The organism is Rhizobium sp. RM (assembly GCF_013390595.1).
Taxonomy (GTDB): domain Bacteria; phylum Pseudomonadota; class Alphaproteobacteria; order Rhizobiales; family Rhizobiaceae; genus Agrobacterium.
The window spans coordinates 194,087-213,246 of record NZ_JACAWV010000023.1; the positions used below are offsets into that span (position 1 = coordinate 194,087).

Annotated in this window: 14 protein-coding genes; 8 read left to right on the forward strand and 6 right to left on the reverse strand. The window is 51.5% G+C overall.

The window, feature by feature from the left end; all coding sequences use genetic code 11:
• The first annotated feature begins 79 nt into the window (after window positions 1-79).
• Complete coding sequence (locus HWX89_RS23585) at window positions 80-1,879, forward strand: rhamnan synthesis F family protein (RefSeq protein ID WP_138792745.1); 1,800 nt, start codon at window positions 80-82, stop codon at window positions 1,877-1,879.
• A 248-nt stretch (window positions 1,880-2,127) separates the two neighbouring features.
• The gene (locus HWX89_RS23590) at window positions 2,128-3,777 is read left to right on the forward strand and encodes a class I SAM-dependent methyltransferase (RefSeq protein ID WP_138792746.1); all 1,650 of its coding nucleotides are present in this window, start codon (window positions 2,128-2,130) and stop codon (window positions 3,775-3,777) included.
• Between the two features lie 414 nt (window positions 3,778-4,191).
• Here HWX89_RS23590 and HWX89_RS23595 read toward each other — a convergent pair whose 3' ends face one another.
• The 6 genes from HWX89_RS23595 to rfbF form a co-directional block, all read right to left on the reverse strand.
• A complete protein-coding gene (locus HWX89_RS23595; protein ID WP_138792747.1) occupies window positions 4,192-5,298 on the reverse strand; it encodes an NAD(P)/FAD-dependent oxidoreductase in 1,107 nt (368 codons plus the stop codon).
• A 163-nt stretch (window positions 5,299-5,461) separates the two neighbouring features.
• Entirely contained in the window at window positions 5,462-6,649 is a 1,188-nt protein-coding gene (locus HWX89_RS23600) for a rhamnan synthesis F family protein (RefSeq protein WP_138792748.1), read from the reverse strand.
• Complete coding sequence (locus tag HWX89_RS23605) at window positions 6,606-7,529, reverse strand: NAD-dependent epimerase/dehydratase family protein (RefSeq protein WP_138792749.1); 924 nt, start codon at window positions 7,527-7,529, stop codon at window positions 6,606-6,608. Before HWX89_RS23605 ends, HWX89_RS23600 begins: the two co-directional genes overlap by 44 nt.
• A complete protein-coding gene (rfbC, locus tag HWX89_RS23610; protein WP_138792750.1) occupies window positions 7,526-8,092 on the reverse strand; it encodes a dTDP-4-dehydrorhamnose 3,5-epimerase in 567 nt (188 codons plus the stop codon). The genes HWX89_RS23605 and rfbC overlap by 4 nt, the downstream gene beginning before the upstream one ends.
• 16 nt (window positions 8,093-8,108) lie before the next feature.
• Entirely contained in the window at window positions 8,109-9,158 is a 1,050-nt protein-coding gene (locus HWX89_RS23615) for an NAD-dependent epimerase/dehydratase family protein (protein ID WP_138792751.1), read from the reverse strand.
• A gap of 4 nt (window positions 9,159-9,162) precedes the next feature.
• Window positions 9,163-9,933 carry a glucose-1-phosphate cytidylyltransferase gene (gene rfbF, locus HWX89_RS23620; RefSeq protein WP_138792752.1) on the reverse strand — a complete coding sequence of 257 codons (771 nt, stop codon included), beginning with the start codon at window positions 9,931-9,933 and terminating at the stop codon, window positions 9,163-9,165.
• Window positions 9,934-10,866: 933 nt separating this feature from the next.
• Here rfbF and HWX89_RS23625 point away from each other — a divergent pair.
• The 6 genes from HWX89_RS23625 (at window position 10,867) to HWX89_RS23650 (ending at window position 19,150) form a co-directional block, all read left to right on the forward strand.
• Entirely contained in the window at window positions 10,867-12,630 is a 1,764-nt protein-coding gene (locus tag HWX89_RS23625; RefSeq protein WP_138792753.1) for an ABC transporter ATP-binding protein, read from the forward strand.
• A gap of 209 nt (window positions 12,631-12,839) precedes the next feature.
• Entirely contained in the window at window positions 12,840-13,622 is a 783-nt protein-coding gene (locus tag HWX89_RS23630) for a 2-keto-4-pentenoate hydratase (RefSeq protein WP_138792925.1), read from the forward strand.
• Between the two features lie 204 nt (window positions 13,623-13,826).
• Window positions 13,827-14,333 (forward strand): RNA polymerase sigma factor, encoded by a 507-nt coding sequence (locus HWX89_RS23635; protein ID WP_138792754.1) that lies wholly within the window; start codon window positions 13,827-13,829, stop codon window positions 14,331-14,333.
• A gap of 94 nt (window positions 14,334-14,427) precedes the next feature.
• Window positions 14,428-15,381, forward strand: a complete 954-nt coding sequence (locus HWX89_RS23640) for a FecR family protein (RefSeq protein WP_138792926.1) — start codon at window positions 14,428-14,430, stop codon at window positions 15,379-15,381.
• Window positions 15,382-15,488: 107 nt separating this feature from the next.
• A complete protein-coding gene (locus tag HWX89_RS23645; RefSeq protein WP_138792755.1) occupies window positions 15,489-17,927 on the forward strand; it encodes a TonB-dependent siderophore receptor in 2,439 nt (812 codons plus the stop codon).
• Window positions 17,927-19,150: an MFS transporter gene (locus tag HWX89_RS23650; RefSeq protein ID WP_138792756.1), complete on the forward strand. Its 1,224-nt coding sequence runs from the start codon at window positions 17,927-17,929 to the stop codon at window positions 19,148-19,150. Before HWX89_RS23645 ends, HWX89_RS23650 begins: the two co-directional genes overlap by 1 nt.
• The last annotated feature ends 10 nt before the right edge of the window (window positions 19,151-19,160 follow it).

Sequence of the window (19,160 nt, forward strand, 5' to 3'; positions counted from 1 at the left end):
CTATAGCCACTCTCAGGTGAACCCTAATTCACTTACTGGCAAGATAAGAATCACGACCAAGGGAATGATGATATAAACGATGTTTAGCTCTTCCGTGTCTGTAAAGACAATAAACAAATATTATATCAGCGTCGTAACGGCAACACCGACCCTTTGTACAGTCGAGATAGAAGCTGGTGGGTTACGAGAAACCTACGTTCTAAAGCTTCAACGTAAGGTGTCTCATTTCATTCTCCGTTCTATTGCTGGTGAGAACAAACTTACCTTTTCTGCCCCAATCACAATAGAGGCGACCATTGTCAAGCGTCGCCGACAGCGTCGGCCAATATCAATAAAGCTGCGTGAGATTTTTGACGATTCTCGCAGAAAAAGAGGGACCTATTGGCCAAGCATTCACACTTTTAATGGCGTCGAATTGCGCGAAATAACTTTGGGATGCTTTATGCCTGAGGCGCACTCCAGAGCCGAGAAAAGCATTTTTCATCGATTTCAGTTGGAAAATACGAACTCTGCTTATCCCAAGGAAGGCTCGGAAAAAAGCAACATGTCCTCCGACATTTTGGGAGACATAATCGACTGGGTTAACGACGAGAACGGTGAGGATCTCGCTTTTTTCGTCGATAAAAACAGATTTTCACATCAAAATCGCGATGCAGCATGGCATTATTTAGTCCAATACTTTGGTGAAACGACGAGTGGCGATGGTCACGCGCGGGATGTCATGAAAGCGAATCCCGCACTAGGTATGCTTTGCTTTGACGTCACTGAACACAAGCAATCAAAGCACCCCAACAACAAACGAAACCGCCGTCTTGCTCAGATGTTCAACGTCAATCTCATGGAACTCGAATCCAGCCCCGCGTTTCCCGCGGCCTGCTTGATACGTAAGTCGTCACTGGCTTGGCTTACTGCGATGAACGTTGAGCGTAGAGATCTTGAGAACGGACGATACGATCCGAAGGCGCTACTCCGACTAATACCTATCCTCGTTCGCAACGCGGGTTATGGCGTTTCAGTCACTCCCGCGTCTAAAAATTCCATCGTACTTGGCGGTCCGGTTACTGACGCCCAGTGGGAAATACATCGGGCGCTCCCAGACCCACTTAATCAAAACGTGTGTCTTTTTGTAGGCTTACTAGGAGGTGACGGCGGTTTTGCTCCACACGCGCTGGTATACATGCGCGCATTGAAAGAGCAAGGTCTGTTGGTCTATGCTCTGGGCGTAAGCCTCACTTCGCCCTTAGTCGTCGCGGATCCAGGCCCATCCTATTGTGATGCGTTTTCCGCGAGGCAGAATGACGGCCATGATTTTGGCATCTGGGCAGCCGCGTTGAGAAAACACCCCGAGATATGGCGTGCGCAAACTTTACTTTTTGCGAATGATAGCATGATTCCAGGGACAAATTCATTTGATGAACTGTTTGGGAAACTTGAGCAGACGCCCTACGATGTAACGGGTCTGACTGACAGCACAATCAGCAATCTCCATCTACAAAGCTATTTCATTCACCTCAATCGGAGAGCGTTAGAAACCCCAGAAGTTAAGAAATTCTGGGATTCCGTACTATCGTGGAAAGACAAAAACAGGATCATCAATCTTTATGAGATCGGGATGACGAGCAAATTTTCAACGGCTGGCCTCACATGCGGGCCATTGTTCCCTGCTCCAAACACAACGAATATCGGGCCTAGCAATCCCTCGATTTATTGTTGGAAGGAACTCATTGATAACGGCTTCCCTTTTGTTAAAACCCAGATAATCAAGGATGCGATCGCGTCTGGGACAATCGTAGACGTTATTAGATTCCTAGACCAGAACGGCTTCGATGCCAGTATCATTCCTGGCATCATCGAAGTTTCTAACTCTGCCAATAGATGAAACGTCATTTCGTCCATGAGGGGAAGAGTTGAACGGCCCACCTAAAAAAGTTCGATATTTATAGGAAAACGAAGCGTTTCCAACAAATGACAGTTGATGACACCTCGGCTTTTTTCGGACGATACCAAATTTAGTCGATTAACCGTTTCGCGGGTTGACACCGCATGATGGGGGCTCTACGCCGAAAAATAGGCGATATATTGCGCGCTCGCCTGAGCAGGAAACTTTAATGCGTGCGGGGGCAGGCTATGGTCGAGTTAAAGTGGTACGACGGAAATAGGAACGAAGCGAAGCAGTGTTTGGCCTGTGGCACGACTACAGAGATGCCTTTGATAGTCAGTACGACACACGTGATTGAACAGCGCGGTGACGTTTTGTTTTACCGCTGCCCGGTGTGCTCGTCATTAAATGCCGAAGGCCAGTTCGCAGACTTCCTCACTTCCGATGAGGGTTTTATAGATTCGGACAGAAACAAGTACGTTTGGGATCACTATCTTGAAATCGGAGCAGGTATCGATTTCATGGTTCGGCCCATAGAGCGGGCGGGAATTATAACAAAAGGCCGGCTACTTGACGTGGGTTGCGGCTATGGTTTTCCTCTAGATTATTGGCAGTTTGTTGCAAATGGCGTAGCTGTAGGCTTAGAGCCTTCAGAATACGGCGCCCGGGGTGCTCGCGAACTAAACGTTAAAATAATCCCAGAATATTTGTCGGACCAAACAGAACTTGTTGGGCAAAAATTCGATCGAATTATATCCTCTGAAGTTATAGAACATGTTCCAGATCCCAAAGCGTTTCTGGAAGGCATAAAAACATACCTAGACCAAAACGGTGTGGCAATATTGACGACCCCTAACGCTGATTTCATCACGCGTCATGGCCCCCTAAGCACATTGATTGCAGCGTTGTCGCCAGGGCTACATCAACTTCTTTTTAGTAAACTTGCGTTGGAGAAATTGCTCCAAGATGTAGGATTTTCTCATTATGTCGTTGATGTTCACGAAGAAAGATTGATTGCGTACGCCTCAAACGAACCAATTTCATTTGAGAATGACGACGCTGAAATCCGAGCGAACTATCTTAAATACCTTCAATCGAAAGCCGTCACAACAGATCCACTTGATGCGCTAGGCGCAGGTATACGTTACCGGCTTTTTAAAGAGCTTGTGAACGAAGGGCGCTTTGATGAAGCTTTGCCGATCGGCAAAGAAATCGCGTCATCAATAGCTACTAAATATCAGTTTGACCCACTTTCGCCTGCAGAAACACTAGCCAAGATTCGCGCATGCGACACGATGCAGGACTACACAAAAGCGGCTCCATTCTTTCTCCCTTGTTTCGTTTTTTATGCAGCAATGTTGACACGACATGGAAGAGAATTAGGGAGCTTCACGGCTTCGGACCAGTTCTCTTGTGCAGCTGATCTCTGCGCACACGCGCAGCGGCACAACGTTATCTTTTCGCAGGAGGCTGGAACTCTGTATTGGGTTTCTGTCTTTGAAGAAGCATTTGCACGATTGGTCGACGGAGATAAAGAACGCGCTTACCAATTGATGGAGCGAATTCGTAACGGCTCGGAACCCGATGAAAGGTATCTCGAAACTTGCGCTAGACCGCGATCGTTGGTGCTACGCGCGACGCTTCAGTCGGGTATTGCAAAACTACAGTCGGGAGAACCCGAATGGGCGATGGCAATTTTCCGTAAACTCATGCGTGATATCGAGGGTGATGAAGAAGCGTTTGCATTGTTTTCGGAAGCGAAATCTGCTTGGGAAACAGCTGTAGAGCAATCTCGAGAAATGCTGCCTTCACAGAACGAAAAGGTGAAAAATCCTGATAAAAAATTTAGAAAGGATGGTCTTTTGACTTCACTTTTTAAGAACAAAAGAGCCGTATAGCGCTTTACTCGGATCAGAGTGATCCCATTGGGAGCCTCCAAATTTAACTTTCTCACATGTTATTAAAATGCGGAGACACATAAAAGGGAATGAATCTCCCTTTTATGTCGTCTCGATTTTAGGACATATCGTCGACCACAACGCGAATGCGCGGCACTTCCGCATAAATACTCAGATGCTTTATGTTCAAAAGTTCGATGAACCAATCAACAAAGTTATCTTCCTCAATCTCACTCATGCGAAATTGCCGCTGATCGCGTTTAACTCGGTTATCGGGTATTAAAGCCGCAACCTGGCCCGCAGAGCTGGCCGACCATTCGGTGGACGGGATTTAAATCAAACCTTTTCTGTGCAATCCAATGCATGCGAATTTTTTGATCGTTTTTCGCTACAACTTCGGGCTAGACTATTAGTTCATGAGAACAAAAGAAGATCGTTGACATAGTCCCCGATTGCGAGAGACGAAGTCAAGCCCGGAGATTCAATACCAAATAACTGTACCACTCCAGGTATCCCGTGCTCTCTCGGCCCTAGGATCTGAAAATCTTGCTTCGCTACCTCTGGTGGAACAATCTTCGGTCGGATACCAGAATACGCAGGCTGTAGGCTATCGTCTGGCAGTTCTGGCCAATAACGTCTTATCGCTTCATAAAACACTCGACTGCGACCAGGATTCACTTCGTACGCAATCTCCTCAATCCACTCGACATCCGGACCAAAACGCGCTTGGCCCATTAGGTCTAGCGTCAGATGCACACCCAATCCCCCGGCAACGGGCACAGGATAAATCAATCGAGAAAACGGTGCTTTCCCTGAAGCAAGGTTGAAATAGTTTCCTTTTGCAAAATACGCCTTTGGGACAGAGCTTGTCGGAAATCCTCGCATTAAACCAGCAACGTTAGGTGCGACGAGGCCAGCAGCGTTTATGAGCCAGCGGCAAGCGAGATTCATCGGTTCAGCGCCACCTACCGAAACGATTGTCCGTTCCCCAAGTTCGGCTGACACAAACGGACTTCTGTACGAAAAAAGTGCGCCGTTCGCCTCCGCTTGTCCAACCATGGCTAACATGAAGGCATGGCTATCAACGATACCCGTCGATGGAGAATACAATGCAGCCACAACATTAAGGTTGGGCTCCATTTGAAGAGCCTGTTTCTCCGACAACGTGACAAGATCAGAGACCCCATTCGAGTGGGCGTGCTTTGCTATGCCGGGTAGCCTCGTAGCCTCGTCTTCGCTTGTTGCGACAATTAGCTTCCCACACCTTCTATGCTCTACATGATGTTCTGAACAAAACTCGTACATCAAATCCCGCCCAGAGACGCAAAAACGCGCCATCAGGCTATCTCTCGGATAATAAATTCCGGCATGGATCACTTCGCTATTACGCGAAGAAGTCCCGAACCCAAAACTCGGTTCTGCCTCGAGAACGAGGACCTCTTTTCCAGAGAGTGATAGAGACCGCGCAATCGAGATGCCGACTGCACCGGCCCCAACCACAATGCACTCTACTTCATCCATAGACCTATAGCCTCGCAAACTGCCCTGAATACCAAATGGATCGCCCAACTCTTCCTAAATACCGCATGCTGAACATCGGACGCCTAGGAAAACCAATGCGTTTGCAAAACCCATTTGGGGAAGATTAAACGAACTTTGAGGACGACGTTGCTTCCTCCGCAAGCTATGATCCACTCACGACCAAATTTATATGATCTTCAATATCTTGGATAGACACTGGTGATCCATCGCATATGACGTCGCGCCAATCAGCCGCGTCGAACACGTAAGACGGATTTGATGTGACAAGCTCGGTTTTAATGAATGGAAAGCCGTGTCCCAGAACGAGATGCCGCCAAAAATAATGAGTTGGATTAAACGCAGTCCCCCAGAACCTGGCTTTCATCCTCATCCTAATCCAGCTAAACCCAGCGCCTCCACCCGTTACATCATCCGCAAACAAAAGTTTCTCTTCATTCTGGGATAGGTCTTTGAGTAAGTGAGGTGAGGACGCCAACAACTCGCGAAGACGGTCGCGGTTATTGAGATAATCTGCTTCGAGTTCATCGTAGCTAAAAAGTGTGTAGAGCGGAACTCGCTTTCCAACTAGAAAAGTCGACAAGGCTAGTTCACCGCGCTCAATCATAACTTTCTTGCTGAACGAACAACGTAATTGTTCAAAAAAAGCATCCAAGGACAAAATTGCATTTCGCCCGCGGAAGAGAAGAAAGTACGATTGAAGATGTGGAACGTGATCAGGACTATCAGTTAGGCCCAGCACACCGTGATCGACAGTACGTAGCGCCGCCAAAATTGGAGGGAATGGTCTGACTGGTCCAAGGATACTATCATTCGTCAAAAGGATCTCGGGAGCCGCCAACAGCTCCGTTTGACATTGCGTCCACGCATCTTTCCAAGCACCCAAATCCCGACCGAACGACCGCCGTTCGAACCCAATGCTGACAAAGCCCTCGATATTTCGCACAGATTCCTGAGAGACAGGTGACATAGTCACAAAGATAACTTCGAAGCCTTGATCGTTCAAAGCTCGTAATTGCTCTACAACCATGCGCGAAACCGTAGCCGCAGGGTTGAAATGTGCATAGATTGCTACAGCCTTGCCAATTTGCAACGGTTTACGAATAAAAAAGTTCGTAACTCGGGATTCCCAGCCCGCAGCATTCTCTTCGTTATCCCGCGATGTCGGCTGAGACCGAATCTTATGGCGGATATAGCGTTCAAGGCGTTTTGCCAAACCCCGCTCACGTCGCACAAACGGCGTGACTTTACGTGTCGTAATTCTCTTAGGCACTAACAGCGTCATGTGATCACCGATATGAATCCGCGAGTTCCCTCCAAGCACTGTTTTCATCCCAAGCGCCAACGTAATGTGCAGCTGATTGAGTATTCACTCGCATTAACGGCTCACTAAAGTCGTTTTGCACGCCCAACTCAAGCGCACAGTCGAGTTGCAGCCTGTCGCGCATCGAATTGGCAAATCTTTGGGCGAATGCTCCTTGGGTTTCGACATATCCACTGGGGTTCAGGCTCAGTTCCGCATTGGTTATGACCGCGACTTGAGATACAAACTTTGCATAAGCAGATGCCAGAAGCCTTACATGAATATTGTCTCGCACATAGTCTGGCGTATTGACACGGGCAACCTCTCCCTGTTTCCAAGTCCTCATTAAGTACGCAGCAAACCGAGGTTCCTCGAGCGGACCAAAAGGATTTGGGATAACGAATTTCCCAAACGCTAAATCGAACTCACGACAATGGTACTTCACAAGTTCAGACGTGAGCCCCTTTGAAAGGCCATAGGGAGAAAAAGCAAGCAAGGGCTGATTTCCAGCACCCTCATTTTGCTCGAACACGCTACCGGTCAAAACCACGCTTTTGAGCCCATTACGTCGCAGCGTAGTTAAAACGCCCCGCAGATTATGGGTGTTTTCGCCGACGGCAGCGACGACATCGAATTCTGGACTACGATAATTCGCAACCTGCGCTGCATGGTGGCAAAGGATGTCGAACCCACCCGCAGCAATGCGCTGAAAATTCTCCGACCCGAAAGGTGCGGATTCTATGACTTCAGCCACATTCAGCAAGCGTCGCACACGCTCGGCGCGAACTCCTTCATTGTACGAAGACAGACTGCCTCGCAGTGGAGCTACCACCTTAAATCCTGAGGATACAAGCATCTCGGCGAACCAATATCCAGTGAAGGAACTGGCCCCTGTAAGCAAAACCTTCATTTGAGCCCTCGCATGAGTTCCATACCATGAAACTCGGCGTTAAGATCTGGCCAAGATTTGTCTTTCTCCGATATTTCGATCGGTTCAATTGGCCATTCTATACCTATCGCGGGATCGTTATATCGGACGCCTCGTTCGCAATCGGGAGCATAGAAATCGCTGACAAGATACAGGGCCTCCGTGTCGTCAGTGAGGGTAATAAATGCATGACCAAAACCTCTTGGTACATACATCATCATTCTATTCTCTGCGGACAGTTCGGCACCAAACCATTTGCCAAATGACGGAGACCCTGCGCGCAAGTCGACGATCACATCAAATAGAGCGCCGCGGATTGCGCGAACAATCTTCACCTCACCTGAGGGCGGAAGCTGATAGTGTAACCCTCGTAGCGTGCCCTTTTTAGAGCTTAGTGAGTTGTTGATTTGTACAAACCGAGTCTCGAGCCCTTCAGCTGCGAACTCTTTCTCACAAAAAAAACGAGCGAAAAAGCCACGGTCGTCGCCGCGTTTTTCAAGCTCAATCAAACGAGCACCATCAAGCGGAGTCTTATGAAAAATCATTTCGCACCTTAACCGATTAAGACCTGAGCCAACGGAGATCTTTGCCCATCCGGCCACTATCGATATGTCGTTCGAGCGTCTTCAGGCGAATGAAGGGAGAGTTTCGGAAATCCTGATCTCGGAACCCCATCCTGGTTAGATTCACAATAAGCCGTTCAATCGACTGATCCAATGAAACTTGAGGAATGAAATCAGGCGCCAACGACTTAAAGAGATTGAAATCGACTTGGTATGAACGCTTATCAGGCGGCGCATTCAGATTAATACTGACCGTCGTCCCGGGCACCTGTCGGGCTACAGCCTCAGCGAGATCACGAACTTGGTAATTGTTCTCGTCTCGTCCAGCGTTAACGGCAAGAAATTGACCGCCATTTTCCGCTTCACGCGCCACGGCCCAAGATATTGCCCGCGCCATATCCTCAACGTCAATTAGTGGTCGCCACGGAGAACCATCGCTCAAGACAGTTATTTCACCTGAAGTAAGCGCTCCTGCCACAAAGTCGTTTAGAACTAGGTCAAGCCGTATTCTATCGGATGCACCACAAGCCGTTGCGAAACGAAGGCTCGTGGTGGTCATCCCCTTCAGGTCGCTCTGTTTCAAGCGCTCTTCTGTCCCAATCTTTGAGCGGGCATAGGCAGTCAGCGGGTTAGTAGGATCGGTCTCTTTTCGCGCCCCACCTTCAGCAAAACCATACATGCTGCAACTAGAAGCAAAAACAAAGTTCTTTACGCCAGCATCAGCTGCAAGTTCCGCAATTCGAACACTAGCCGTCTGATTGATATCCTCGGTCACCTTTTCGAACTGATTTCCCATAGGATCGTTCGAAACGGCGGCAAGATGGACAACCGCATCCACGCCGTTCAAGATCTCCCGTGGAAACTCGCGGACATCACCAAAATATTGGCGATCAAGGACTGATTCCGGCAAGTCTTCAGCTCCCGTGAGCGACTGACCGAAATATCCTGCGTCAAATCCAACCAATTGTACGGCCGGAATGTTCTTTTTCAGGAATCGAGAAAGAACGGGACCTACGTAACCCATATTTCCAGTAATCAGAATTTTCATCACATCACCACTTCTTCCAAGGAGCCTTGTTGTCTACCCAGAGTTTCTCCAACATATTTTTCTCTCGGAGAGTATCCATAGGTTGCCAAAACCCCTGGTGTTCAAATGCCATTAATTCCCCGTCTTTGGCGATTGTCATCAGAGGATCGACTTCCCACGAGGTAGAATCACCTTCGATGTAATCAATTGCCTTCGGAGACAGAACAAAAAAGCCGCCATTAATAAGGCCCACCTCACCTTTTGGTTTTTCCAAAAAGCTTCTGACAGAACCATCTTCAATTTGAAGTGCACCATAACGGCCTGGTGGTGTCACGGCTGTAACTGTTGCCAACTTGCCATGCTTTTTGTGAAACGCGATGCTTTCCGTGATGTCTACATCCGAAACTCCATCACCATAGGTAAAACAGAACGCCTCTTCGTCTTTTAGATATGGAGCTACACGCTTCAACCGACCGCCGGTCATAGTCTCATCACCGGTGTCGATCAGCGTCACCTTCCACGGCTCTGCTTTGCGGTCGTGGACTTCCATCGAATTCGACGTCATATCAAACGTGACATCCGACATATGAAGGAAGTAATTCGCGAAGTATTCTTTTATAACGTAGCCCTTGTACCCACAGCAAATGATGAAGTCATTCACGCCGTGCGACGCATAAATTTTCATGATGTGCCAGAGGATTGGCTTACCTCCGATCTCAACCATCGGCTTAGGTCGCAGATGCGTCTCCTCCGATATTCTGGTTCCAAGCCCGCCAGCCAAAATCACAGCCTTCATTGAGATCACACCTCGATTATTTATCCACTACGGTGGTCAATGCAGTATTCAGGCCAAAATGGCAACCCTAAGCATCTACCAGCTAATACGGGAATACAAAGGATACACCATCTCAATCAACCATGAATCGAGAGAAGCCACAGCATTTATAAACGCACCCGCTAAAATAACTCACGCCAGCCCACACAAAGAGTAGCAAGCGATTGTGAAATATATGTTTTTAGAAATTTAGGGTATCGATGTTTTCCGCGAAGTCACCGGCCTTGGATCGTTAGTGTTGAATACTTCAACTTGTAGGTTGCAGATTGCACTAACCCCGGAAATCAAGGCCGTCAAAAGGTTAGATTTGCCGAATCACTACCCTGGGTTGATGGCGCCTTAGGATCACTCGATGAGCTCCTTGTTTCCCGCCCAGAGACACTTGCGTTTGGCATCCCGTCAAAGGTTCATGCAGAGCAAACTGCGTCGTAACCTCACCTCGCTGATTGTTGCCTCCGTCGTTTAGCCTAAGCATCGTCGGAGAATCTGCCCAGAGCCATAAAGCTCGCACACGCCACCGGCGAAACCCATAGCAAAGTTATCTACTAAAATTACAAATCGAACCGTTGAAAAGCCTACTAGCCCACTTTCCGTGACAGCAGTTGCGATACACCCCACAATGGAATATGGCCACATCCTTATAAATGGGAAACTCCAGATCGGATCTTTGAGGGCTACAAAGCAGTCAATATTGACAGTTGTTGAATGTGACATTAATTGCTGCGACGAAGTTAGCTTGTGGCGCTATTGGCTGATACATCCTAAATGCAGCCACAAAGCCATAACGTGGGAACAGGTCTCGATTACGAAAAGTCTTAAGGGCCGGTCGTATGTTTAAGATCAACCTCACGCCTCCCTCAAGTGGGTGTCGAAACTAAAATTAAGGATGTTTCGGTGATCGGATCGTTTTTGTCGCCAAACGACAAAAAGCTGTTGACTCGGCTTTTCAAAGAGAATTTCAAGAAACACGTTGGCTGGTACTCAGCAGCAATAGCGGCAATGTTTGTTGTTGCGGGAACCACATCCTTAAGCGCGTGGATAATGCGCGACATTGTCAACAGCGTCTATTTGAAGAAGGGATTCGACGTTGTTCTTGAAATTGCCTTCGCAGTTGCCGCTATCTTCATTGTCAAAGGCCTAGCGACTTTTGTACAGAGCTTCTACCTTAGCAAAGCTGGGAATAGCATCGTAGCCGAGCAACAGCGTAAGATATACGATCGCCTTCTCAAGCAAGGCGTATCATTTTTTCAAAATCTCCCCTCGTCCGAACTGCTCATACGCGTAACCTACAATGCACAGGCGGCACGTAGTGTCATTGATACGATTGTTACGTCATTCGTTCGGGACCTGTTCTCGCTAATCGGCTTGATCATAGTGATGTTTGCGCAGAATTTCCTTCTGAGCGCGATTTCCATGATAATCGGTCCAATTGCGATCTTTAGCGTTCGTCTTGTTCTTCGTCGGGTTCGTAAGATCATGGAGGCCGAACTCGCCTCTCTCGGCGAGATCGTCAACGTTGTACAAGAAACGAGTATCGGTGTTCGTGTCATCAAGGCGTTTTCGCTTGAAAAGCTAATGAGCCAGCGGATGAACAAGGCAGTGTCTGATGTGGAGCAGCGTGCCAATGGTATCGCCAAGCTTGAGGCTGCGACCAGTCCGATCATGGAAACGCTGTCCGGACTTGCGATTGCGGTCGTCATTGCCGTCTCCGGTTACACTGTTCTCGAAAAAGGCGGTTCGCCTGGCGATTTGATGGCATTTATCACCGCCCTGCTCCTTGCCTACGAACCAGCCAAGCGTCTCGCGCGCATGCGTGTTCAGATCGAAGGCGGAATGATTGGCGTCCGGATGATGTTCGAGGTTCTCGATGCGCCATTGACCCTCACCGAGAAAAACGATGCATTGCCTCTTCCTAAGAAAAGCGGTGATGTCGCTCTCAAGAACGTCAGCTTCGAATACGTTTCTGGACAGCCTGTCCTCAAGGACGTCAGCGTCCTCTTCGAAGGTGGAAAGATGACGGCTCTCGTCGGACCGTCTGGCAGTGGTAAGTCGACAATCATTAATTTGATGATGCGTCTCTACGATCCACAAAGCGGTTCCGTTGAGATCAACGGCATGGATTTGCGCGACGCGTCTTTCGCAAGCCTGCGCGAGCAGGTCTCGTATGTTGGCCAGGAAACGTTCCTGTTCTCCGGAACTGTTCGACACAATATTTCTGTCGGCCGGGACAATGCGACCGAAGAGGAAATCATCGAAGCAGCGAAGGCGGCCAACGCGCATGACTTCATCATGAAGATGCCGCAGGGTTATGACACAAGGCTCGGTGAAAACGGTTCTGGTCTTTCGGGTGGTCAGCGTCAGCGTGTCGCCATTGCCCGTGCCATGCTCCGCGATGCCGACATTCTGATCCTTGATGAAGCGACGAGCGCGCTGGACTCCGAGTCTGAAGCTCTCGTTCGTGACGCTCTTGAGCGCCTGACACTGAACAAGACCTCGATCGTGATTGCTCACCGTCTTTCGACGATCAATCGCGCTGACAAGATCGTCGTGATGGACAACGGTCAAGTTGTTGAAGAGGGCAGCCGCCGCGAGTTGCTTGCTACCGATGGCCTCTACAAGCGCCTTCACAGCATCCAGTTCGACGCAGACGTCGCGTAATTTTAATTCGGGCGGCATATTGCCGCCCGATTACCTTGGCTATGCTCTATGGGAAATTTGATTGCGTGCTTCTTTAGTGAAGAGCTTTTCCACTACACGCCTCCAATTCGCATCTTCGATACTTCGGCCTGGCCCTTTCAGGGCCTTGGCAAACATAGCCAAATCGTGACAGCTTCCGCCCGTAATCAGGAGAGAGGATGATGACGGGAATGGCAATGATTGATGAGCTTGCTCGGAATTTCGCAGCAGCGGATAGCGAAGGAACGAAAATCCCCCTCGCGACGCTCGAGACCAAAGGGCTTGTCCCCGACAATTTTGAGCAGTCCATGGACGCTCAGCGCGCGTTCGTGACCGCCACCGGTAAAAGCGTGGGCGGCTGGAAACTGGCGATCCGACCGGATGGCACCGCGATTGGGGCACCGATGGTCGATTGCTACAGCGTCACAGACGACAATCTCGCAACATTTCCTGCTAGAGGGATCGAAGGGCTTGAGGTGGAGATCTGTGTCACGCTTGCAGCCGATATTCCCGCATCAGGCGAAACCCCACTGACCAGAGACGAGATCCTTCGCTATGTTGACAAGGTCTACCTTGGTGCGGAACTCCTTAGCTATCGTTTGGTCGAGAAAAACCAGGTCCCCTTCCCGCTTTTCCTCGCGGATCGTCTCGCCAACCAGGGATTTGTGATCGGGCCTGAAATCGACGCGACTGTGATCGACAATTTTGCGCGGGAGAGCGCGCCTTTCTCACAGCTCACAATCACCGAAGGCACAACCACTCTGTTTGACGCAAAGGTAAAGCATCCCAATATCGATCCGCTGGCGCCGCTCGTCGCCTTTGCCAATGCGCCCCTGAACAAAGGTGGCATGCTCAATCGCGGACAGGTGATCACTACCGGCAGTCTTTGTGGAGCTATCCCGACCGCTCTCACCGCTTTGACCGCCATCGACCTCGCATCGGTCGGCAGCTTCGTCCTTAAGACGAAACACTGAAACTTACCCGCAAAGGTTTGATGCAATCGCGCAACATTCATCACGGAAACGTGAGCTCCGTTTGCTGACCGTGTTTTCCGCGGTTGGCATGCAATGCTCACACGCTGTAAATATGACTTGAATTGTCATATTTCGCATATGAAGGGATGCCGGCCAAGTCGGTACTCGCCATGTGAAACGCGACCGCACCGATCAGGGTGATTGATGAGCAAAACGCTGTTGCAGGTTTTTGATGCTAAGGAGGAAAACCGCCTCATGCGGTTTTTCCGCCGGCGTCTGGGCAACCGGGATGATGCTGCCGATGCGTTACAGGAAACCCTGGTGCGGGCGCTCGAAGTATCGCACGCGACGCTGATCGAAAATCCTCAGGCATACCTCTTCCAGATCGCCAAATCCGTCGCCCACGTAACGACGAAGCGCCAGTCACGTGAACGGCCGTTACTTGCGCCTCCAGAGGCAGGTCTTGCCGTTCCTTGCGACCAGCCCGATCCGGAGCGGATTGTCGCCGGTCGTCAACATCTAATCCTGATGGCCCGCTCAATCGAGGCTTTGCCCAAGCGCTGCCAGCAAGTCTTCGTGCTCAGTCGCCTGCACGGCCACTCCAATGGCGAGATAGCGGCTAGGCTCGGTATTTCCCGTAATATGGTCGAAAAACACATCATCAAGGCATTACTTCACTGCCGACAGGTCCGTGCACAAATAAAAATGTAAACGGACATCAGGTGCTGGCATCCTTTTCCACTCTAGAAGTAGAAAAGGATGTAATGCGGCATCAATAACTTCATCAGGAACGGCAGTGCAGGATATGAACGAGCGCCCGGAGGGTCTCATTGATGACCGTTTGGCTGAAGAGGCAGCTCTCTGGCTCGCACGCATGCAATCCAGCGATGCGACAGAGGACGATCGTCAGCGCTTCCAGAACTGGCTGAAAGCGGATCCTGCCCATGTGACCGCTTTTGAGGAGATGCGCGCGCTCTGGAGCGACCTTGGTAACATAGAGCTTCTGCCAGCCACGGACAAAAAACGCGGCGGCTCGGGTCGAGCGATCCTGGCAGGTCTGGCGTGTATCGGCGTTATCGGGCTTGCGGCACTCTATGCGCATCAGAGCGGTTTCATCGATCAGTGGCAAGCCGACTACTATACCGAAGTCGGCGAAACGAGACTGTTGAAACTGGAAGACGGCACGAACATCAGCATGAACACCGACACAGCTATCACCGTTCACTACTCGGACAGGGAACGCCGGATAACCCTGCTGCGCGGTGAGGCCTATTTCGATGTGGCCAAAAACCCTTCCCGGAAGTTCGTCGTTGACGATGGATCGCTCACTGCCAAAGCGCTCGGCACCCATTATTCGGTCCGTACCGCCGGTGGAGCTTTACCGCAGGAAGTTCAGGTCGAGGAAGGCCGGGTTGAAGTCGCAACCGGCGACGATGTCACTGTTCTCACGCCCGGCGAGGCAGCAACCCTCGGCAAAGACGGGAAACTGCTCCGCAGTCGCAAAGATGTGGCAAACAGCATGGCATGGCGTGAGGGCAAGCTGGTTTTTTCCGGTCAGCCCCTGCGCGAGGTTCTCGAGGTGCTCGCACAATATCGTCGCGGCCGAATTCTCGTTCTTGATGACAGGGCAGCAGAGCAACGTGTCTCCGGTATCTTCGATCTCAAGAATACGGATCAGGCTTTAAACATTCTCGAAGACAGCCTGCCAGTAACGGTATCACGGCTGTCCGGCATGCTGATTATCGTCCGTTCGCGATAATTTTTTCAGAAAGTACGTCAGGAGGCGCGCTCCCTATTCACTCTATCCCATCAGAAACCGCTGCGGCTTTGCCCGGCGGCCTGACATCATGAGTGAGAGGGAATGATATGAGATTTGGCAAGCACGGTCGCGGCCGGTTCTGGCTGACGACGACGGCGGTCGCAGGTGGCATGGCCGCATTCGGTCTTGGTGGTGCAGGGATCACGACCGCCAGGGCACAAACGGCAGCACCTCAACCGGCGGCCACATCGAAGACGGTCACGGTCTCCGTTCCCGCTGGGCCCCTCGAAAATGCCATCCTTTCATTTGGCCGACAGGCGAACCTGCGCATGGTCTATCCCTCGACCATTACCCGGGGGCGCAATACCTCCGGCGTCAATGGCACATTGAGCATCGCTTCCGCGGTGAACAGCCTCCTTGCAGGGACCGGCTTGAATTACACTCTTGCAGACGGCAATACGGTTCGAATTTTTGATCCTGCCAATCGATCCCTTCAGATGGGGTCTGCTGCCCCCGGTTCGACCGTTCTCTCGCCGATCACCGTTCAGGGAACGGGGGTTGAAGGCGCCAAGGGGGTACTTGAAACCAATGGCTACGTCGGAAAATCCGGGCGTACCGCGACCAAAACCGATACACCGATCGCGGAGACGGCCCAGTCGATCTCCACTGTCAGCCGTAAACAGCTTGACGATATCAAACCGCAAAACCTCTCCGAAGCGCTGAACTACACCCCTGGCGCGCGCATCGGCCAATATGGCGCCGAGCCACGTTTCGATGCCTTCAAGGTACGCGGCACCGATCTCAGCACGACAGGCATTTTTCGTGATGGCCTGCGCCAGGTCAGCAGCCAGAACGGCAGTGCGCGGCTTGAGCCCTATGGCGTAGAAGCCGTCTCAATCCTGCGCGGTCCAGCCGCTTCCGTTTACGGCGCAAGCAGTTCCGGAGGCATCGTCGACATCATTTCGAAGCGTCCGACCGAGGAGACCTTGCGCGAGGTTGAATTCCAATATGGCTCCTTCGGCCGTGTACAGGGAGCGTTCGATTTTTCAGGCGCCGTCAACGATGAAAAGACCATGCTTTATCGTCTGACCGGTGTCGCACGCGACGGCAGGAACGAAATCAGTGCCATCAAGGATGACCGGCTCTTCATTGCGCCAGCGTTCACCTTCCAGCCGGATGCGGGAACGAAGCTGACACTTCTCGGCGAATACATGGACGGGACCTCGGGCGGCACGTGGGGTTTCATCAACAACTATGGCGCCAGCGGCACATCGATCGGCGCGACACCGGTTTATGGCGGTGACGCGCGGTTTAATGATTTCGAGCAAAAACAATGGCGTATCGGCTACGAATTCGAGCATCAACTGAACGACAATGTGACCTTCTACAGCAAGGCGAGGTACTCTGGGCTTTCGGCAGACCAGCAATGGGTCTTTGCCGATTATCCGGGCATCACAATCGAGGACAATGAGGGCGTTTCTGCCGACAATTACCTGAAGACCGAGTTCGACACGGGCCCTGCCAAACACACGCTCTTGACGGGTGTCGACTTCAGCCACATGACCTACACCTCAAAACAGGGCAGTGGCACCGCTCCGTTCACTGACACCTTTACCTATGTTCCCGATGTCTCGCTGGTTCTGAACCAGCGCATGAACACGTTCGGCATCTACGCCCAGGACCAGATCGAAATCGACCGTTGGCGATTGACGGCGGGTATTCGGCATGACTGGCTGGATACCGCCTATCAGGCTCAGACAGTGGGCGCGGCAGCCGCCCCAACCTATGATGGCGACGACACAAAAACCACCGGACGCGCCAGCCTCGGTTATGTGTTCGACAGTGGCCTGATGCCCTATGTGAGCTATGGCACATCCTTCGTCGCCAATCCCGGTGTCATCATCACCACGGGAACCGTCACGGGTCAGGCGCAACCGACCGTGGGCAAACAATATGAAGTCGGCGTTAAATATGCCCTTCCGGAATACAATGCTCTTCTCAGTGCAGCTTTCTTCAATCTCGACCAGGACAACGCCACGATCTATGAGACCTCGTCCGGTATCAATCTCTTGCGCCAGCTTGACCTCAGATCGCGCGGTATCGAGCTTGAAGCCACGGCATCGCTTGATAACGGCTGGAGCGTTATCGCCTCCTATTCCTACAATGATGTCGAGATCACGCGCCTTACCCCCGAAACTCTAGGCAACCAGTTGAACTCGTCGCCTTACCACACCTTCTCGCTCTGGGCGGATTACGAGTTCCAAGCCGGAGCACTTGAAGGTCTCGGCGTTGGTGCAGGCGTGCGTTACGTTGGATCGAGCTTCGGTGACAACCAGCATACGCCGATCCTCGATAATGAGGCACGCACGTTCCTCGACGCGTCGCTGCGCTATGATCTCGGCAAGGCTGTGCCATCGCTTGAGGGCGTGCGCCTGCAAATCAATGCGACGAACCTGCTCGATGACGTCAAACAGGTCTGCACCACAGGCTTCTGCTACTTTGATGAAGGACGTAAGATCGTCGGCAGCATCCGGTACCGGTTCTGATGTTGCAGCAGAACCCAACCGCAACCAAGCCCTCCCCAACCGCCGTTTTTGTGGCGGTTGGGGGACTTTATATCGGGCAAAGCGTCATCGGTGGCCTCACCTTCCTCGGCCTGCCAGCAGTTCTGCGAAGTGCTGGACTGCCGCTCGATCAGATTGGCCTTCTCTACCTGACTGTATTGCCCTGGACGCTTAAGTTCCTCTGGTCGCCTCACATTGAACGTTATCGCCTTCCGCCGGTCGGGAAAAACCGATCCCGTGTCATCGTCGGCTCGGGAATCACTGTCTGCGCTGCCGGTCTTGCCGTGCTCGCTTTTACGGGCCCCACTCCCGTAAGCATAGCAATCGCGATCCTTTCGGCGATCGCGCTCGTGACGGCTACGGTCGATATCGCCTGTGACGGTTATGCGGTCGAGACATTGGCAGAGGAGCATCACGGCTGGGGCAATGCCGCCCAGGTTGGAGGTTCCTACCTCGGCTCGGCCATTGGCGCCGGTCTCTTTCTGGTGCTGGTGGAACGCTCCGGCTGGACGAACGCCACTCTTGTCATGAGTGGTCTTGTCATTCTGCTCGCACTGCCATTTCTATTCGGGCCTGCTTCAAAGACGAGCGTACAGACCCGTGACCATCTGCCATCGATCAGAAATGCACTCAAAAGACCACAGGTCCGCACCGGTCTCATCGTCGCCGCCGTCTATGTCGCTGCGCAGAAATGGGGGCTCTCGATGCTCGGGCCGTTTCTGGTCGATTATGGCTTTGACCTTGCAACCATCGGCGCGCTGAACGGGGTTGGCAGTATGGTCGTCGGTTTCGCCGGTGCCTTGCTCGGCGGGACACTGGTGAGGCTTTATGGTGCCTCACGCGTCCTGCTAATCGCGATTTTCGTGCAAACGGCCCTTCTTTGCGTCTTTGCCTATCTCAGCGTCCACCGCGACATCTCGCAATGGATCGTCATGACGGTTGCGGTCGCAAGTTCATCCGGCATCATGTCCATCGGCTTTGTCGCACTTTATGCCTGCTTCATGGGCTGGTCAGACCCACGCCAGGCGGGTGTGGACTTTACACTCTTCCAGTGCATGGACGGTATTGTCAGCATGGCGGGAGGTCTTGGTGCGGGAGCAATCGCAGAGCGCTTCGGTTATCAGGCATCGTTCGGCCTGGCCGCTATCGTTTCAGTGCTCGCAGCACCGGTCATCTTTCTGCTGATGCGACGGCAGAACGGCTGAGGATTATAGG